The sequence below is a fragment of the Elioraea tepidiphila DSM 17972 genome (genome assembly GCF_000378465.1).
Taxonomy (GTDB): Bacteria; Pseudomonadota; Alphaproteobacteria; order Acetobacterales; family Acetobacteraceae; genus Elioraea; species Elioraea tepidiphila.
In genome coordinates this window covers 37965-53959 of record NZ_KB899922.1, presented here as the reverse complement: position 1 = coordinate 53959, position 15995 = coordinate 37965, and the positions used below count along the sequence as shown (strand labels likewise).

Annotated in this window: 11 protein-coding genes; 4 read left to right on the top strand and 7 right to left on the bottom strand. The window is 70.6% G+C overall.

From position 1 onward, the window contains the following. Window positions 1–7: 7 nt before the first annotated feature. The 3 genes from F563_RS0111455 to F563_RS0111445 are packed head-to-tail and all read right to left on the bottom strand — an operon-like array spanning window position 8 to window position 4543. On the bottom strand, window positions 8–958 hold the full coding sequence (locus F563_RS0111455; protein ID WP_019014818.1) for a dimethyl sulfoxide reductase anchor subunit family protein: 951 nt from the start codon (window positions 956–958) through the stop codon (window positions 8–10). Between the two features lie 4 nt (window positions 959–962). Further along, a complete protein-coding gene (locus tag F563_RS0111450; RefSeq protein WP_019014817.1) occupies window positions 963–1688 on the bottom strand; it encodes a 4Fe-4S dicluster domain-containing protein in 726 nt (241 codons plus the stop codon). After that, a complete protein-coding gene (locus F563_RS0111445) occupies window positions 1685–4543 on the bottom strand; it encodes a molybdopterin-dependent oxidoreductase (protein WP_019014816.1) in 2859 nt (952 codons plus the stop codon). Before F563_RS0111445 ends, F563_RS0111450 begins: the two co-directional genes overlap by 4 nt. Window positions 4544–4667: 124 nt before the next feature. Between F563_RS0111445 and F563_RS0111440 the strand changes: the two genes are divergently transcribed. Genes F563_RS0111440 through F563_RS0111430 form a run of 3 tightly spaced genes read left to right on the top strand, consistent with a single transcriptional unit; the run spans window position 4668 to window position 7559 of the window. Then, window positions 4668–6476 carry a gamma-glutamyltransferase family protein gene (locus F563_RS0111440; RefSeq protein ID WP_019014815.1) on the top strand — a complete coding sequence of 603 codons (1809 nt, stop codon included), beginning with the start codon at window positions 4668–4670 and terminating at the stop codon, window positions 6474–6476. A 7-nt stretch (window positions 6477–6483) separates the two neighbouring features. Next, the gene (locus tag F563_RS0111435) at window positions 6484–7041 is read left to right on the top strand and encodes a chromate transporter (RefSeq protein ID WP_019014814.1); all 558 of its coding nucleotides are present in this window, start codon (window positions 6484–6486) and stop codon (window positions 7039–7041) included. Continuing rightward, a complete protein-coding gene (locus tag F563_RS0111430; RefSeq protein WP_019014813.1) occupies window positions 7038–7559 on the top strand; it encodes a chromate transporter in 522 nt (173 codons plus the stop codon). The genes F563_RS0111435 and F563_RS0111430 overlap by 4 nt, the downstream gene beginning before the upstream one ends. Before the next feature lie 3 nt (window positions 7560–7562). Here the strand turns inward: F563_RS0111430 and F563_RS0111425 are convergent, their stop codons facing one another. Further along, complete coding sequence (locus F563_RS0111425) at window positions 7563–9374, bottom strand: thiamine pyrophosphate-dependent enzyme (RefSeq protein WP_019014812.1); 1812 nt, start codon at window positions 9372–9374, stop codon at window positions 7563–7565. A gap of 90 nt (window positions 9375–9464) precedes the next feature. On the opposite strand from F563_RS0111425, the gene F563_RS0111420 reads away from it, so the two are divergent. After that, entirely contained in the window at window positions 9465–10874 is a 1410-nt protein-coding gene (locus tag F563_RS0111420; RefSeq protein ID WP_051089374.1) for an amidase, read from the top strand. On the opposite strand, the gene F563_RS0111415 is transcribed toward F563_RS0111420, so the two are convergent. From F563_RS0111415 to F563_RS0111405, 3 genes are all read right to left on the bottom strand, one after another. After that, window positions 10807–12087, bottom strand: a complete 1281-nt coding sequence (locus tag F563_RS0111415; protein WP_019014810.1) for an MFS transporter — start codon at window positions 12085–12087, stop codon at window positions 10807–10809. The genes F563_RS0111420 and F563_RS0111415 overlap by 68 nt on opposite strands. Continuing rightward, on the bottom strand, window positions 12084–12830 hold the full coding sequence (locus F563_RS0111410; protein ID WP_019014809.1) for a creatininase family protein: 747 nt from the start codon (window positions 12828–12830) through the stop codon (window positions 12084–12086). The genes F563_RS0111415 and F563_RS0111410 overlap by 4 nt, the downstream gene beginning before the upstream one ends. Window positions 12831–12905: 75 nt before the next feature. After that, a complete protein-coding gene (locus tag F563_RS0111405) occupies window positions 12906–15971 on the bottom strand; it encodes an efflux RND transporter permease subunit (protein WP_019014808.1) in 3066 nt (1021 codons plus the stop codon). Window positions 15972–15995: the final 24 nt, after the last annotated feature.

Here is a 15995-nt window from a genome sequence, read left to right as displayed (position 1 = left end):
CCCCGATTCAGGCGCGCGTGGCGCCGTAATAGAGCATCGCGGTGTGCTTGGCTTCGGCGAAGAACAGCCAGCGCTCGACCAGCGCGCCGGCGAGGGCCAGCACCGCGGCGATCGCCCCGGCGAGGCTGTGCAGCGGCTGGGCGGTCGCGAGCGCGATCACCACGAAGGCCGCCGGCAGCACGATGCCGCCGATCACCGCGATCACGCGCAGCCGGCCGGCGTGCTTGCGCGCGATGCGGAACCCCATCTCCTTGGTGACGAAGTTCTCGCCCGTGTGCGGCGGATCGAGCAGGCGGACCTTGCCGATCCGTCCCAGCCCCGTGGCGGTCTCCGGGGTGCTTGCGCCCGGAACGACCTCGAGGAAGGCCCAGTAGCTGCGCTTGACCCACCACGCGGCGGCGAGCGCCACGATCGCGGCGATGCCGACCGGGCCCGCTGCCGCGTCGCCGAACGCGCCGAGCACCGCGAAGGCGAGCGCGAGCCCGGTCGCCGCCGCCAGCGCGAGATAGCCGGGCACCGTCCAGTGATTGCACCAGGCGTGGATCGGCTTCAGCGAGCGGTAGATCATCGCGGTGCAGAACACGGTGGCGATCGCACCGGCGGCGGTCAGCAGCCCGAGCACCGCGAGCGTGCCGCGCCCGGGATCGAAGAAGGTGAACAGCAGCGCGAGCAGTCCCGCCGGAAGGTAGGTCGCGACCGCGGCCACGCCCTCGCGCGAGAGCCACGAGCTCCGCCACTGGCTGAACGCGCGCCACGCCCGCTCCGGATGGCCGAGATGCAGCGTCGAGGACAACAGCCCGGCGGTGATCAGGCCGAGCGCGAGCCCGAAGCCCACGAGCCCGAGCCAGAGCGAGGGCAGGATCGCGCCGAAGGCCGCGAGCAGCGCGAGTGTCGCGAGCAGGCCATAGCCCGCGCCAGACGCGACGGTGAAGACGATGACGGAGGGAGCGGGATGCACGGGATCAGCGCGACAGCATGCGGTCGACCCAGCCGAGGAAGCCCGAGAGCCCCTCGGTCGCGGGTTCGGCCGGTTGCACGGGTGGGGCCGGCTTGCCGGGGCGCGGCGGCAGGTACTTGTTGACCGGTCTGTAGCCGAGCTCCGGCATCAGGTCGTAGCCGCCACGCTCGGCGACCAGCCGCGAGACCGCGCTGTCCGGATCGCCGAGATCGCCGAAATGCCGCGCATGCGCCGGGCAGGTGGAGACGCAGGCCGGGACGCGGTCGGGCTCGGGGATCGTCTCGTTGTAGATCCGATCGACGCAGAGGGTGCATTTCTTCATCACCCCCTCGTCCTCGTCGTACTCGCGCGCGCCGTAGGGGCAGGCCCAGGAGCAGAGCTTGCAGCCGATACAGGTATCGGGGTTGACCAGCACGATCCCGTCCTCGGCACGCTTGTAGGACGCGCCCGTCGGGCAGACGGTGACGCATTCCGGTTCGTCGCAGTGCAGGCAGGAGCGCGGGAAGTTGACGGTGCGCCCTGCCCTGCCCTCGCCCGCCTCGAAGCTGTGGACGCGGTTGAACCAGACGCCGGTCGCGTTCGGGCCGTAGGGATCGAGATCGGTCAGCGGTGCCGAGTGCCCGCCCGCGTTCCATTCCTTGCAGTTCACCGCGCAGGCATGGCAGCCGACGCAGGTGTCGAGATCGATGACGAGGCCGAGACGTTTCGTCGGCGTGGTATAGCTGGTCATTCCGCGGCGACCTTGCGGCGTTCGGGGCTGCGGCCGAACTGCGCGCCGTAGCGCAGGATGCCCGGCGCGTGGCCGAGCCCGGGCAGCTTCGCGAGCGCGGGCAAGCCGGGCTCGGTGGCGGACGGCGCGGCGGCGGCCTTCTCGACGCGCACGCGCAGGTCGTACCACGCCGCCTGTCCCGTGATCGGGTCGGCGTTCGGCAGCTTGCCGTCCGGCAGCATCTCGCTGATCAGGTGGTTCAGCAGGAACCCGTGCGTGGCCTCGCGCGCGGATGTGTGGAGGTTCCAGGCGCCGGCGCGCTTGCCGATCGCGTTCCAGGTCCAGACCGTGTGCGGCTCCACCCCCTCCATGAGCCGCACCCGCACGGTGATCTTGCCGTGATGCGAGGTGACGTGCACCCAGTCGTCATCGGCGATGCCGAGCGCCTCGGCCGTGCCGCGGTTCATGTAGAGCCGGTTCTCGCCGTGGATCTGGCGCAGCCAGGCGTTCTGGCTGCCCCAGGAGTGGTACATCGCCGCCGGCCGTTGCGTCACGGCATGGAGCGGGAAGGCCGCGTCGGAGACCATCTGTCCCTCGAAGGGCGGGTGCCATTCGGGCAGCGGATCGCACTGCGTCGCCACCCGCTCGCGCACATGCTCGGGCGGCTGGATCGGCCCGTGGCCACGCGCGGCGAGCCGGAAGCGCTGCAACGGCTCGACATAGAGCTGGAGCACGATCGGCTCGGGCTTGCCGATCAGCCCGAAGGCGACGGCGTGATCGAGATACGCCTTGTTGGCGAACTTGAAGAACAGAGCCTCGTGGGGGAGTTCGTAGTGCCAGAACCCGCCATTGGCGATGTAGCGCTCGAGCTGCTTCGGGTTCGGGGCACCCTTGCCGTGACTCGTCCCGTCCGCCCCGCGCCAGCCGGCGAGCGGGCCGATGCCGGGGGCCCGCTCGTGGTTGACGATGTAGTCGGCATAGCCGCCCGGGAATTTCGGCGCGCCGTCCTCGGTCACCATGCCCGGCAGGCCGAGCCGCGCGCCAAGCTCCAGCAACACGTCCTGGAACGGACGCACGTCGCGGTCGGGGGCGACGACCGGATGGCGGATCGCGTCGCCCGGCCCCTCGGGCTTGCCGATCGGGCGATCGAGCAGCGAGATGCAGTCGTATCGTTCCAGATACGTGGTATCGGGCAGGATCAGATCGGCATAGGGCACGGTCTCGCTGAAGAACGCGTCCGAGTAGATGATACGCGGGATCTTGTACGTGCCGTCGGCGTGCTTGTCGGTCAGCATCGCGACCGTCCCGGCGGCGTTCATGGCCGAGTTCCAGGCCATGTTCGCCATGTACATGAACAGCACGTCGATCGGGTACGGCTCGCCCGCCCAGGCGTTGCGGATGACGAGATGCATCAGCCCGTGGGCGGCGATCGGCGCTTCCCAGGAATAGCCCTGATCGAGCCGCACCGGTCGGCCGTCAGATTCCACCAGCAGGTCCTCGGGACCCATCGGGAAGCCGAGCGGCGGGCGCGGCATCGGCTTGCCCGGCGCCAACTCCCCAGGCTTGCCGCCGGGGCGGATGGGCGGCGGGGTGGGACGCGGATAGGGCGACTTGTAGCGCCACGATCCGGGCGTATCGATCGCGCCGAGCAGCAATTGCAGCAGATGCAGCGCGCGGCAGGTCTGGAAGCCGTTGGCGTGCGCGGAGATGCCGCGCATCGCGTGCAGCGACACGGGCCGGCCGATGAAGCGGTCATGCGTCACACCGCGCCAATCGGTCCATGCCTGCTTGATCTCGATGCGCTCGTCGAAGGCCACGCGTGCAAGCTCGGCCGCCAGCCCCCGGATCTCGTCCGCCGGCAGGCCGGTGATCGGGGCGGCCGCATCCGCCGCATAGCGCTCGTCGAGATAGCGCTCGGCCATCAGCGCGAACACGGGCTTCGCACGCCGCCCGTCCGCGAGTGTCGCGGCCTGCGCGAGCGACGGCCGCACGCCCTCGGCGTTCCACGGCCGCACCGTGCCGCCCCGGTCGAGCACCAGCGGCGTGCCCGAATCGTCGCGCGCGAACAGCCCGTCATCGGCCGCGCGCGGATCGTCGATCACCAGCCAGCCGGCATTGGTGTAGTCGGCGAGGAAGTCGAGATCGACGCGCCGCGCCTTGAGCAGCTCATGCACCAGCGCCAGCACCAGGGCGCCGTCGGTGCCCGGGCGGATCGGCACCCAGCGATCGGCGATCGCGGAATACCCGGTGCGCACGGGGTTCACGGAGATGAAGGTCGCACCCCGCTTCTTGAGCTCCGCGAGCCCCATCTTGATCGGGTTGCTGTCGTGATCCTCGGCGACGCCGAACATCAGGAACAGCTTGGCGCGCTCGAAATCGGGCTCACCGAATTCCCAGAACGAGCCACCCAGCGTGTAGAGCCCGGCTGCCGCCATGTTGACAGAGCAGAACCCGCCATGCGCGGCGTAGTTCGGCGTGCCGTACATCTGCGCCCACCAGCCGGTGAGCCCCTGGCTCTGGTCGCGGCCGGTGTAGAAGGCGAGCTTGCGCGGGTCCTTCTCGCGCGCCTCGCGCAGCCAGGACTCGGCGATCGCCAGCGCCTCGTCCCACGCGATCTCGGCGAATTCGCCGGAGCCGCGCTCGCCCACGCGCTTCAACGGCTTCCTCAGCCGCGCCGGGGAGTAGTGGTTCATGATCCCGGCCGAGCCCTTGGCGCAGAGCACGCCCTTGTTCACCGGGTGGTCGCGGTTGCCCTCGATGTAGCGGACCTGCCCGTTCTTCAGATGCACGCGGATGCCGCAGCGGCAGGCGCACATGTAGCAGGTGGTGCACTTCACCTCGTCCGAGACGGGTGGCGAAGGATCGAGGCGTTCCATGCGGGGGTCCTGAGGGGTCCGGCGCCGGACGCTAGGTGCTGGGGCGCCGGGCGTCAAATGCCCCCGCGTGGCTTTTCGCGACGGCCCCCGGCGGCTAGGGTCGTCGATCCACCGGAGGAGCGCGATGACATCCTGGTCGCCCGAGTTTTCCACCCGCCCCGAGGTTCTGGGCACGTTCGGCGTGGTCGCGTCCACGCACTGGATCGCCTCCGCGGTCGGCATGGGCGTGCTCGAGCGCGGCGGCAACGCGTTCGACGCTGCGGTGGCCGCGGGGTTCACGCTCCAGGTCGCCGAGCCGCACCTGAACGGCCCCGCGGGTGATGTGCCGATCATCATCCACAGCGCGCGCGAGAATCGCCAGCGCGTGATCTGCGGCCAGGGCCCCGCACCGGCGGCCGCGACGGTGGCGAAGCTGCGCGACGAGCTGGGGCTGGAGCTGGTGCCCGGCACCGGGCTGCTGCCCGCGGTGGTGCCCGGCGCGTTCGACGCCTGGATGCTGATGCTGCGCGATCACGGCACGATCTCGGTCGCCGAGGCGCTGGCTCCCGCGATCGGCTATGCGCGCGACGGCGTGCCGCTGGTACCGCGCATCCCGGCGACCATCGCCACGATGCAGCCGCTGTTCGAGCAGGAGTGGACGACCTCCGCCGCGGTGTTCCTGCCGGGCGGCGCCGTGCCCGCGCCCGGTTCCCTGTTCCGCAACAGGGCACTCGCCGAGACCTATGCGCGCATCGTGCGCGAGGCCGAGGCCGCCGGATCGGACCGCGTGGCCCAGATCGATGCCGCGCGCGCGGCCTGGTATCGCGGCTTCGTCGCCGAGGCGATCGACCGTTTCGTGCGCATGTCCGAGGTCATGGACGTCACCGGGCGGCGGAACCGCGGGCTGCTGACCGCCGACGACCTCGCCCGCTGGTCGGCCTCCTACGAGGACCCGCTCGCCTACGACTATCAAGGCGTGAGGGTGCTGAAATGCGGCGTCTGGAGCCAGGGGCCGACCTATCTGCAAACGCTCGCGCTGCTCAAGGGCTTCGACCTCGCGGCGATGGGCCCGACCTCGGCCGCGTTCCTGCACACCGTGATCGAGGCGCAGAAGCTCGCCTTCGCCGACCGCGAGGCGTGGTATGGCGACCCCGGCTTCGTCGATGTCCCGATCGCGCATCTTCTCTCCGACGGCTACAACGACGCGCGCCGGAAGCTGATCGGCGAGCGCGCGTCGATGGAACTGCGTCCCGGCGCGGTGCCGGGCCGCGCGACACCCTGGGTCGATCACGCGGCCAAGGACCGTTCGGCGGCGAGCTACGGTTCCAACACCGGCGCCGGCGAGCCGACCGTCGCGCGGCTCGGCGCGGTGGGCGGTGACACCTGCCATGTCGACGTGATCGACCGGCACGGCAACATGGTCTCGGCCACACCGTCGGGCGGGTGGCTGCAATCGAGCCCGGTGATCCCGGAACTCGGCTTCCCGCTCGGCACGCGCGGACAGATGTTCTGGCTGCGCGAGGACCATCCGAACGGCCTCGCCCCGCGCAAGCGGCCGCGCACGACGCTCAGCCCCTCGATGGCGCTGAAGGACGGCAGGCCGTGGATGGCCTACGGCACGCCGGGCGGCGAGCAGCAGGACCAGTGGTCGCTCGCGATGCTGCTGCGCATGGTGCATCACGGGCTGAACATCCAGCAGGCGATCGATGCGCCGGGCTTCCACTCCGAGCACTGGCCGTCCTCGTTCTGGCCGCGCCCGGCGCGCCCGGGCCGCGTGGTGATCGAGGAGCGTTTCGGCGAGACGGTCGCGGGCGAACTGCGCGCGCGTGGCCACGCGGTGGAGGTCGGCGGGCCGTGGAGCGAGGGGCGCCTCTCGGCCGCGCGCAGCGAGGGGGGCGTGCTGAAGGCGGGGGCGAACCCGCGCGGCATGCAGGGCTACGCGGTCGGACGCTGAGACGCGCGTGACGGAACAGCCGCCGCGGCTCACGCCACCCGCGCTGTTCCTGCTCTGGGCCGCGATCGCCGTGCAGGGCTTCGGCGGCACCCTGCCCTTCGCACGCCGCGAGCTGATCGAGCGACGACGCCTGCTCACCGAGGCCGAGTTCGCCGAGCTTCTGGCGCTCGGGCAGATCCTGCCCGGACCGAACGTGATCAACCTCTCGGCCGCATTCGGCGACCGTCACGCCGGCTGGGCGGGGGCGGCGGCCTCGGTCGCCGGCATGGTGGTGGTGCCGATGCTGATCGCGATGGCGCTCGCGAGCCTGGTCGGTGCGGCGGCGACGCGGCCGGAGGTGCAGTCCGCGCTGCTCGGCATGGCGGCGGCGGCGGCGGGGCTGCTGATCGGCACGGCGTGGCGCATGGCCAAGCCGATGCGCACGCTGGTGCCGAGTGTCGCGGTGGCGGCTTCGATGTTCGTCGCGATCGCCCTGCTGCGCCTGCCGCTGCTGGCCGTACTGCTGGTCGCACTCCCCGTCACGCTGTGGGTGCACGGCGTCTTCCGCCGTGGCGGGCTGACATGAGCCTGCTCGCGCAGCTCGTGCTGACCGCGCTCGGGCTCTCGCTGCTTGCGGTCGGCGGCGCGGTCGCGATCATTCCCGAGGTGCATCGCATCGCGGTGGAGACGCGCGGGTGGCTGACGCCCGAGCGCTTCGCCGAGCTCTACGCGATCAGCCAGGCGTCACCCGGGCCGAACGCGATGCTGATTGGGCTGCTGGGCTGGGCGCTGACGGGCTGGATCGGCGGGCTGCTCACCATGCTGGCCTTCGTCGGCCCGACCAGCGTGATCGCCGTGCTCGCGTTCCGCCGCTGGGCCGCGCTGCTGCCGCCCGCGCGCCAGGCAGCCATCCGCGGCGCGCTGCTGCCCGTTTCGGTCGGGCTCGTGGCCTCCGCCGGCGTGCTGATCCCGGTCAGCCTCGGCGCCGGCCTGCTTGTGATCGGTGTCGCCGCTTCGGTCGCCATGCTGCACGGCACGACCGGCACCCATCCGTTGCTGCTGCTGCTCGGCGGCGCGGCGATCGGCGCGCTCGCCGCGCTGTAGTCCTCAGCGCTTCGGCTTGCCCGCCGGCTTCTTCGCGCTCGCACGCGACCGTGCCGACGCCGCGGGCTTGCCCGTGTCCTTCTTCGCCGGCGGCTTGGGCTTGATCCCGGCGGCGGCACGCATCGCCGAGATGGTCGTGCGCGTGGTCACCTGGTCTGGGTTCATGCGCAGCTCCACCAGCGCCGGCTTGCCGGAGGCGAGCGCGCGCTCGACCGCGGGGCGGAACTCCCCGGTCGCCTGCACCACCTCGCCGTGGCCGCCATAGGCCTCGATGAACTTCGCGAAGTCGGGGTTGGTCAACGCCGTGCCGGAGACACGACCAGGATAGTCGCGCTCCTGGTGCATCCGGATCGTGCCGTACATCGAGTTGTTGAACACCATCACCAGCGGGTTGACGCCGTGATGGAAGGCGGTGGCGATCTCCTGGCCGGTCATCAGCATCGAGCCGTCGCCGGTCATGCTGATCACGGTCCGTTCCGGATGCAACAGCTTGGCCGAGATGCCCGCCGGCACGGAATAGCCCATCGCGCCGCAGCACGGCCCGAGCAGGCGCTGGTTGCGCCGGTAGTTGATGAAGCGCGCACCCCAGGCCGAGAAGTTGCCGGCATCCGTGGTGATGATCGCGTCCTCGGGCAGCATCGCCTCGAGTTCGCGCATCGCCGCCGCGACGTTCAGCGGCCCCTCGTAGTCGGGCACCTCGGTCGACCACTTCAGCCGTTGCGCGCGCAGCTTCTTGGTCCACGCGCGCCAGGGCGGATCGAGCGGCGGCAGCGCGGCCGCGGCGGCGGCAAAGGCGTTCAGGTCGGCCTGGATCGCGAGATCCGCCTGATAGACCCGCCCGAGCTCGGACCCTTCCGGCATCACGTGCACGAACGGCACGCCGATCGCGGGCGGGGTGAACACCGAATAGCCCTGCGTCACCGGCTCGCCCAGCCGGGAGCCGACCGAGATGATCAGATCGGCCTCCTTGGCGGCGGCGAACAGGGCCGGATCGCCGCCATTGCCGAGATCGCCGATGTATTGCGGCAGGTGGTTGTCGAACGCCGACTGGCGGCGGAACCCGACCGCGGCGGGCAGGTCGTTCGCCGTGATCCAGGCGCGCAGATCGGCCCGTCCCTGATCGGTCCAGGCCGCGCCGTTGCCGAGGATCACCAGCGGCTTCCTCGCGCGGCCCAGCATCCGGTGCAGTTCCGCCATCAGCGCCGGGTCGGGCAGCGGGCGCGGGACGACGTAGCGCCGTCCGTCCTCGACCTCCACCACATCGGTCTGCATGTCCTCCGGGATCGCCACCACGACCGGCCCCGGACGCCCGGATACCGCGACCTGGAACGCATGCGCGATCAGCTCCGGGATACGGGCGGCATCGTCGATCTGCGTCACCCACTTCGCCATGCCGCCGAAGAAGCGGCGGTAATCGACCTCCTGGAACGCGTCGCGATCCGTGTCGCCGCGCGGGATCTGCCCCACCAGCAGCACGAGCGGTGTCGAGTCCTGCTGCGCGATGTGCACGCCGATCGAGCCGTGGCACGCACCCGGGCCGCGCGTGACGATCGCCACGCCGGGCCGCCCGGTCAGCTTGCCGTGCGCCTCGGCCATGTTCACCGCCGCGCCCTCGAAACGGCAGGTGATGGTGCGGATCGCGCTGCGGTTCTCGTAGAGCCCGTCGAGCAGCCCGAGGAAGCTTTCGCCCGCCACCTGGAACACATGCGTGACACCCTGGGTGCGCAGCGCGTCGGCGAGCACCCGGCCGCCCTGCCGGCCCTGGTGCCTGACTGCGTGCATGCCGCCGGCCGGCTTCGCCTCGAGATGCGCCATGGTGTGATGATCCCCGGGTGACGTGACGTGGTTGCGGAACCTTATAGTGGGATCGCCGTTGAACGAACAGCGGGGGTCCGGATGGGCACCATGAACCTGGCGACCATGACGCTGATCGATGCGCGTGATGCCGTGCGCCGCCGTGACGTCACCGCGCGCGCACTCACCGAGGCTGCACTCGATGCGTTGCGGCGCGGGCAAGGCGACACGAACGCGGCGGCGCTGATCGAAGCCGAGCGCGCGCTCGGCATGGCCGAGGCGGTCGATGCCGCGATCGCCGCCGGGCGTGATCCCGGACCGCTGGCCGGCGTGCCGTTGGCGCACAAAGACATGATGTATCGAACGGGTCGTCGCGCCGCCTGCGGCAGCCGCGTGCTCGGCGACCATGTGCCCGATGTCACCGCCACCGTGCTGGCTCGGCTGGATGCCGCCGGCGCCATCGACTGCGGCACCCTCAACATGGCGGAACTCGCCTACAACCCGACCGGACACAACGCGCACACCGGACATGTGCGCAACCCCTGGAACGGCGTGCACATTCCGGGCGGCTCGTCTTCGGGGTCCGGGGCGGCCGTGGCCGCCGGCGCGGTGTTCGCCGCGCTCGGCTCCGACACCGGCGGCTCGATCCGCTTCCCCGCGTCGTGCTGCGGTGTCACGGGGATCAAGCCGACGCTCGGCCGCGTGCCGCGCAGCGGCACGATGGGGCTCTGCGCCAGTCTCGACACGATCGGCCCCCTCGCCCGCAGCGTGCACGACTGCGCCTTGGTGCTGGCCGCGATCGCAGGGGCAGATCCCGAGGACCCGCACAGCGACCCGCGGCCGGTGCCGGACTGGATGGCGGCGATCGATGCGGGCGCGGATGGATTGACCATCGGCGTGATCCCCGGCGCGCTCGTCGAGGGAGTCGATCCCGGCATCGCCGCGGCGCTTGCGGAGGCGGTATCGGCGTGGCGGCACGCAGGCGCGCGCGTGGTCGAACTGGCGCCGCCCGACCTCGTCACCGCGCATGCGCTCGCGGTGACCGTGCTGCTCGCCGAGGCTGCCGCGACGCAGGGCCACTGGCTCGACAGCGCCGGGCGCGAGCTCACGCCCGTCACCGCGATCTCGCTGCGCAAGGGCCGCGAGATCGACCCTGCCGCCTACGCCGATGCGCTCGCGCGGCGGCGGCTCTGCATCGATACGTTCTGCGCGGAGGTGTTCGCACGTTGCGACGCGCTGCTGCTCCCGATCCTGCCGATCCCGGTGCCCAGGCTCGACGAGACCGATTGGGGATCGCCGTCGCGCGGCCGGCTGATCGCGGCGATGATGCGTCACACCCCGGCGATCAACTATCTCGGCCTGCCCGCGCTCGCCCTGCCGTGCGGGTTCGACGCCAAGGGACTGCCGATCGGCCACCAGCTCGTCGGCCGGCCGTTCGAGGAGGGCACGCTGTTCAGGCTGGGCGCGGCGTTCCAGGCTGCGACGGACTGGCACCGTCGGCATCCGCCGCATCGCGCCTGACGAACAGCCAGGCGAGGCTCGCGGCCTGGATCGCCGCCGAAACGGCGATCGCCGCGTCATAGCCGCGCGGATCCCACCCACCTGTCGCGGTGCGCGGCCAGAGATCGAGGATCAGCCCGATGCCGTGCTGGGCGATGAACACGATCACCAGCATCACGCCGTTCATGGTGGTGGAGACGCGGCCCGTCATGTGCGCCGGGAAGCGCGCGGAGACGAGCGTGTAACCGATCGGTCCGGGCGAGGCGAAGAACGGCCAGAGGAACCAGAGCCAAGGGAGATCCGCGAGGACGCGCGCGATCAGCAACCCGTGCAGGATCAGCAGGGCGACCGTGCAACCGACGATCAGCGCCAGCGGATGCGCCCCGCGCCGGACCAGCGCGGACTGGACGCTGCCCGAGAAGAACGATCCGACCGTCAGGCCGAGCGCGTAGGCGAGCAGCACCTCGGCGCGCGCGACCGCATCGAGCCCGGCGACATCGCGCAGCCACGGCCCGGCCCACAACCCCTGCCAGGTGAAGTTCAACGCCGACATCATGCCGACCACCGGCATGAGCCGGATGAAGCTCGGATGCACCATGATGCGCCCGACCACCCGCACTTCCTCCGCGAGCCCGCCGGTCGAGCGCTGCTGAAGCTTCTCGGGCACCGAGCGCCAGATCCACCAGCCGGCGGCGAGCGCGATCAGCGCGTTCACCACGAACACGCCGCGCCAGCCCATCAGCGCGCGCAACGCCTCCGCCGGCACGGTCGCGACCACGCCGCCGAGCGCGGAAAGCCCGACGCACCAGCCCGCCACGGTCGCGACCTTCGGCGCGGGGAACCACTCGCGCGTGGCCTTGAGCTGCGCCATCAGCGCCGCGGCGACGCCGATACCGAGCAGCACACGGCCGACCACCAGCATGCCGAGCCCGTCGGCGGCGGCGAACACCAGTGCCCCGGCCGCGATCGCGAGCATCAGCGCCGCCTGCACGCGCCGCGGCCCGTGCCGATCGAGGGCAGCGCCGACGGGAAGCTGGGCGATGCCGTAGGCGGCGAAGAACACCGCGCCGAGGAAGCCGAGATCGGCGGCCGAGAGCGCGAACACATCCGCGATGTCGGGCGCGATCACCGCCGTGATCGCGCGGTTGAGCTGATTGAGCGCCGCCCCCGCCGCCAGCGGAAGCGAGATGCGGCGGAACAGCCGGCCGATGCTTTCGGGCGTGGTGTCGCTCACGCCTCGTCCATGAACGCGGTCCAGGCGGCGGCGCACTCCCTCACCGCCGCCTCGTAGAGGGCGCGGCCGTGCTCGGGCGTGGCGAGAGACGGTTCGCTGCCGATCCGCCCGTCGGGGTGCAGTTCGCGCAGATCGAGCGCGTCGGTGAAGCGCCGCCGCGTCGGCACCACGGGCGGCATGTTCACCCGCTTGATGGCCTCCGGGTGCAGATGCTGGGTCAGCGCGACCTCGGCCGCGGTCGCGTGCGTGCCGAGCTTGTCGCCGTAGAACTCGGTGGAGAGCCGGGAGACCTCAGGTCCGTCGAACCAGTTGCGCAGGGTGCAGCGCAGCCGCGGCACGGTGCCGGACGGATCCAGCGAGGCGGCCGCGTAGATCTCGCTGAACGCGGTCGAGGTCGGCGCGATATTGCCCCCATGGCCGTTGATGAACATGAAGCGGCGGAAGCCATGGCGCGCGAGCGAGAACACGTAGTCGCCGATGAACGCGATCATGGTCGAGGGCCGCATGGTGATCGAGCCCGGGAAGGCGAGATGGTGCTGCGCCATGCCGATGCTGATCACCGGCCCAACCATCGCCCCCGTCGCCTCGCCGACCCCGTTCGCCACCGCCTCGGCGCAGATCGCGTCCGTACCCATCAGCCCATTGGGGCCGTGCTGCTCGGTCGAGCCGATCGGCACGATGATCCCCTTGGAGCGACCGAGATAGGCCTCGACCTCGGCCCAGGTGCAGAGCGACAGGCGCATGCGGGGTTCCCTCCGGCGGCGAGCGTTGCGAAGGGCCAGGGTGAGGGCGTTGCCGCGATCCGTCCAGCCGCCCGGCTATTCGGCGGGCGCAGGCGCGGGTTGCGCCATCGCCTCCGGCCGATGCCGGCGCGCGAGCAGCGTGTAGGCGGTCGGCACCACGAACAGCGTGAACAGCGTGCCGATCGACATCCCGCCGACGACCACCCAGCCGATCGCCTGGCGGCTCTCCGCGCCCGCGCCGACCGCGAAGGCGAGCGGGACCGCGCCGAGGATGGTCGCGCAGGTGGTCATCAGCACCGGGCGCATGCGCAAACTCGCGGCCTCGATCGTCGCCTCCATCAGCTCCATGCCGCGCTCGCGCAACTGGTTGGCGAACTCGACGATCAGGATGCCGTTCTTGGTGATCAGCCCGATCAGCGTGATCAGTCCGATCTGGCTGTAGACGTTCAGCGTGATGCCGTTGAGCCAGAGCGCGAGCAGCGCGCCGCCGGTCGCGAGCGGCACCGAGAGCATGATCACGAAGGGATCGATGAAGCTCTCGAACTGGGCCGCCATCACCAGGTAGATGAACATCAGCGCGAGGGCGAAAGTGACCAGCAACCCGGCCGAGGCGGAGCGGAACTCGCGGCTCTGTCCGCCATAGTCGATCTGGATCGTGTTCGGCAGCACGCGCTCTGCGGCCTCGTTCAGCGCCGCGAGCGCCTCGCCGAGGGTGAACCCGGGCTCCAGCGTCGCACTGATCGTCGCCGAGCGTAGCTTGTTGAAGTGGTTCAGCTCGCGCGGCGCGATCGTCTCCTCGAGCGCGATCAGGTTGGCGAGCTGCACCTCCTGGCCCGAGGGCGTCCGCAGGAACACGTTGAGCACGTCCTGCGGCGTCGTGCGGTCCCCCGCCTCGACCTGCACGATCACATCGTACTGCTTGCCGTTCAGCTTGAAGGTCGTGACCTTGCGCCCGCCGAGCAGGGTTTCCAGCGAGCGCGCGATCCTCTCCTCCGACAGCCCGAGTGAAGCGGCCTTGTCGCGATCCACGGTGAGGCGAAGCTGCGGCATGTTCAGCCGAAGATCGCTGTCGAGGCCGGCGAGCCCGGGAATCTTCCGCGCCTCGGCGAGCATCGCCTCGGCCGCGTCCTGGAGTTCGGAATAGGGCCCCGAGGTCTGGAGCACGAACTGCACCGGCTTCTGGATCGGACTCTGACCGAGGCTCGGCGGGTTCACCGGGAAGGCGAGCACGCCGGGGGTGGCGAAGAACTGCGGGAAGAGCTGCTGCGCCACCGCCTGGGCCGAGACGTCGCGTTGCGACCAGTCACGCAGGCCGGCGAACATGATGCCCTGGCTCACCACCGGGAAACCGGCCACAGCGAACTGCCGCTCGATCGCCGGGTGGTTGGCGAACGCCGCCTCCAGCGGTCGGAGCCATCGGCTGGTGTAGTCGATCGTCGCACCGTCGGGCGCGATCGCGATGCCGATGATGATGCCGCGATCCTCGACCGGGGCGAGCTCGCTCTTGATCGTGTTCACCATGATCCAAGAGAAGCCGCCGACCAGCAGCGCCACCACGATCACCACCGGACGCGCGTTCAGCGCCACGGTCAGGGCGCGGCGATACCCCGCCGTCAGCCCGTCGAGCAGACGCTCGCCGAACCGGTACACCGCGCCGTGCGACTGGTTCACCTTCAGCAGCTTGGAGCACATCATCGGCGAGAGCGTCAGCGCGACGAAGCCGGAGACGATCACGGCGGAGGCGAGCGTCAGCGCGAACTCGATGAAGAGCCGCCCCGTCCGCCCGGTCTGGAACGCCATCGGCACATAGACCGCGGCGAGCGTCAGCGTCATCGCCACGATCGCGAAACCGACCTCGCGCGAGCCCTTCAGCGCCGCCTCGAAGGGCCGCATCCCCCGCTCGACGTAGCGGGCGATGTTCTCGAGCATCACGATCGCATCGTCGACTACCAGCCCGACCGCCAGCACGAAGGCCAGCAGCGTGAGCGTGTTCACCGAGAAGCCCATGGCGAACATGAAGCCGAAGGCGCCGATCAGGCTGACCGGGATGGTCACCAGCGGGATCAACGTGGCGCGCAGATTGCGCAGGAACAGGAAGATGACGATGAGCACGAACAGCACCGCCTCGCCCATCACCTTGAACACGTTCTGGATCGCGCGGTCGATGAAGATCGAGGAGTCGTAGCCGACCGCGACGGTCATCCCCTCCGGCAGCAGCGCGCGGATCGCCGGGAAGCTCTCCTGCACCGCCTTGCTGACTTCCAGGGGGTTCGCGGTCGCCTGCTTGATGATGCCGAGCGCGACCGCCGACTGGCCGTTGTAGCGGGCGATGATGCGCTCGTCGGCGGCGGCGATCTCGGCGCGGCCGACATCGCGCAGCCGCACGATGTAGCCCTGCACCTCGCGGATGCGCAGATCCTCGAATTGCTGCGGCGTCTGCAGATCGGTCTCGGCGACGACATTGAACTCGCGCGCGCGGCTCTCGATCCGCCCCGTCGGGATCTCGACGTTCTGGCGCCGGAGCGCATCCTCCACATCCGCCGGCGTCAGCCCATAGGCCGCCATGCGGATGGGATCGAGCCAGATCCGCATCGAGAACCGGCGCTCGCCGTAGATCATCACGTTCGCGACCCCGGGCAGGGTCTGCAACCGCGACTTCACCAGCCGGTCGGCGATGTCGGTGACCTCCAGCGGCGTGTGCCGGTCGGAGGAGAAGGCGAGATAGATGATCGGCTGCGCGTCCGCTTCGACCTTCTGAACCACCGGCTCGTCGATCTCGTCGGGCAGCAGGTTGCGCACCCGCGCCACCCGGTCGCGCACGTCGTTCGCCGCCCCGTCCGGGTCGCGCGTGACGACGAAGCGCAGCGTGATCTGGCTCTTCTCCTGCCGGCTGATCGAGGACATCACCTCGATCCCCTCGATGCCCGAGAGGCTCTCCTCGAGCGGCGTGGTGATGCGGCTCTCGACGATCTCGGCGGAGGCGCCGCGATAGGTGGTCTCCACCGTCACGACCGGCTCGTCGATGTTAGGGTACTCGCGCACGGTCAGCCGGTCGTAGCTGACCAGGCCGATCAGCACGATCATCAGGCTCATCACGGTGGCGAGCACCGGACGGCGGATGGAAAGCTCGGAGAGCACCATGACGGATCAGTCCCGTGTCGCGCG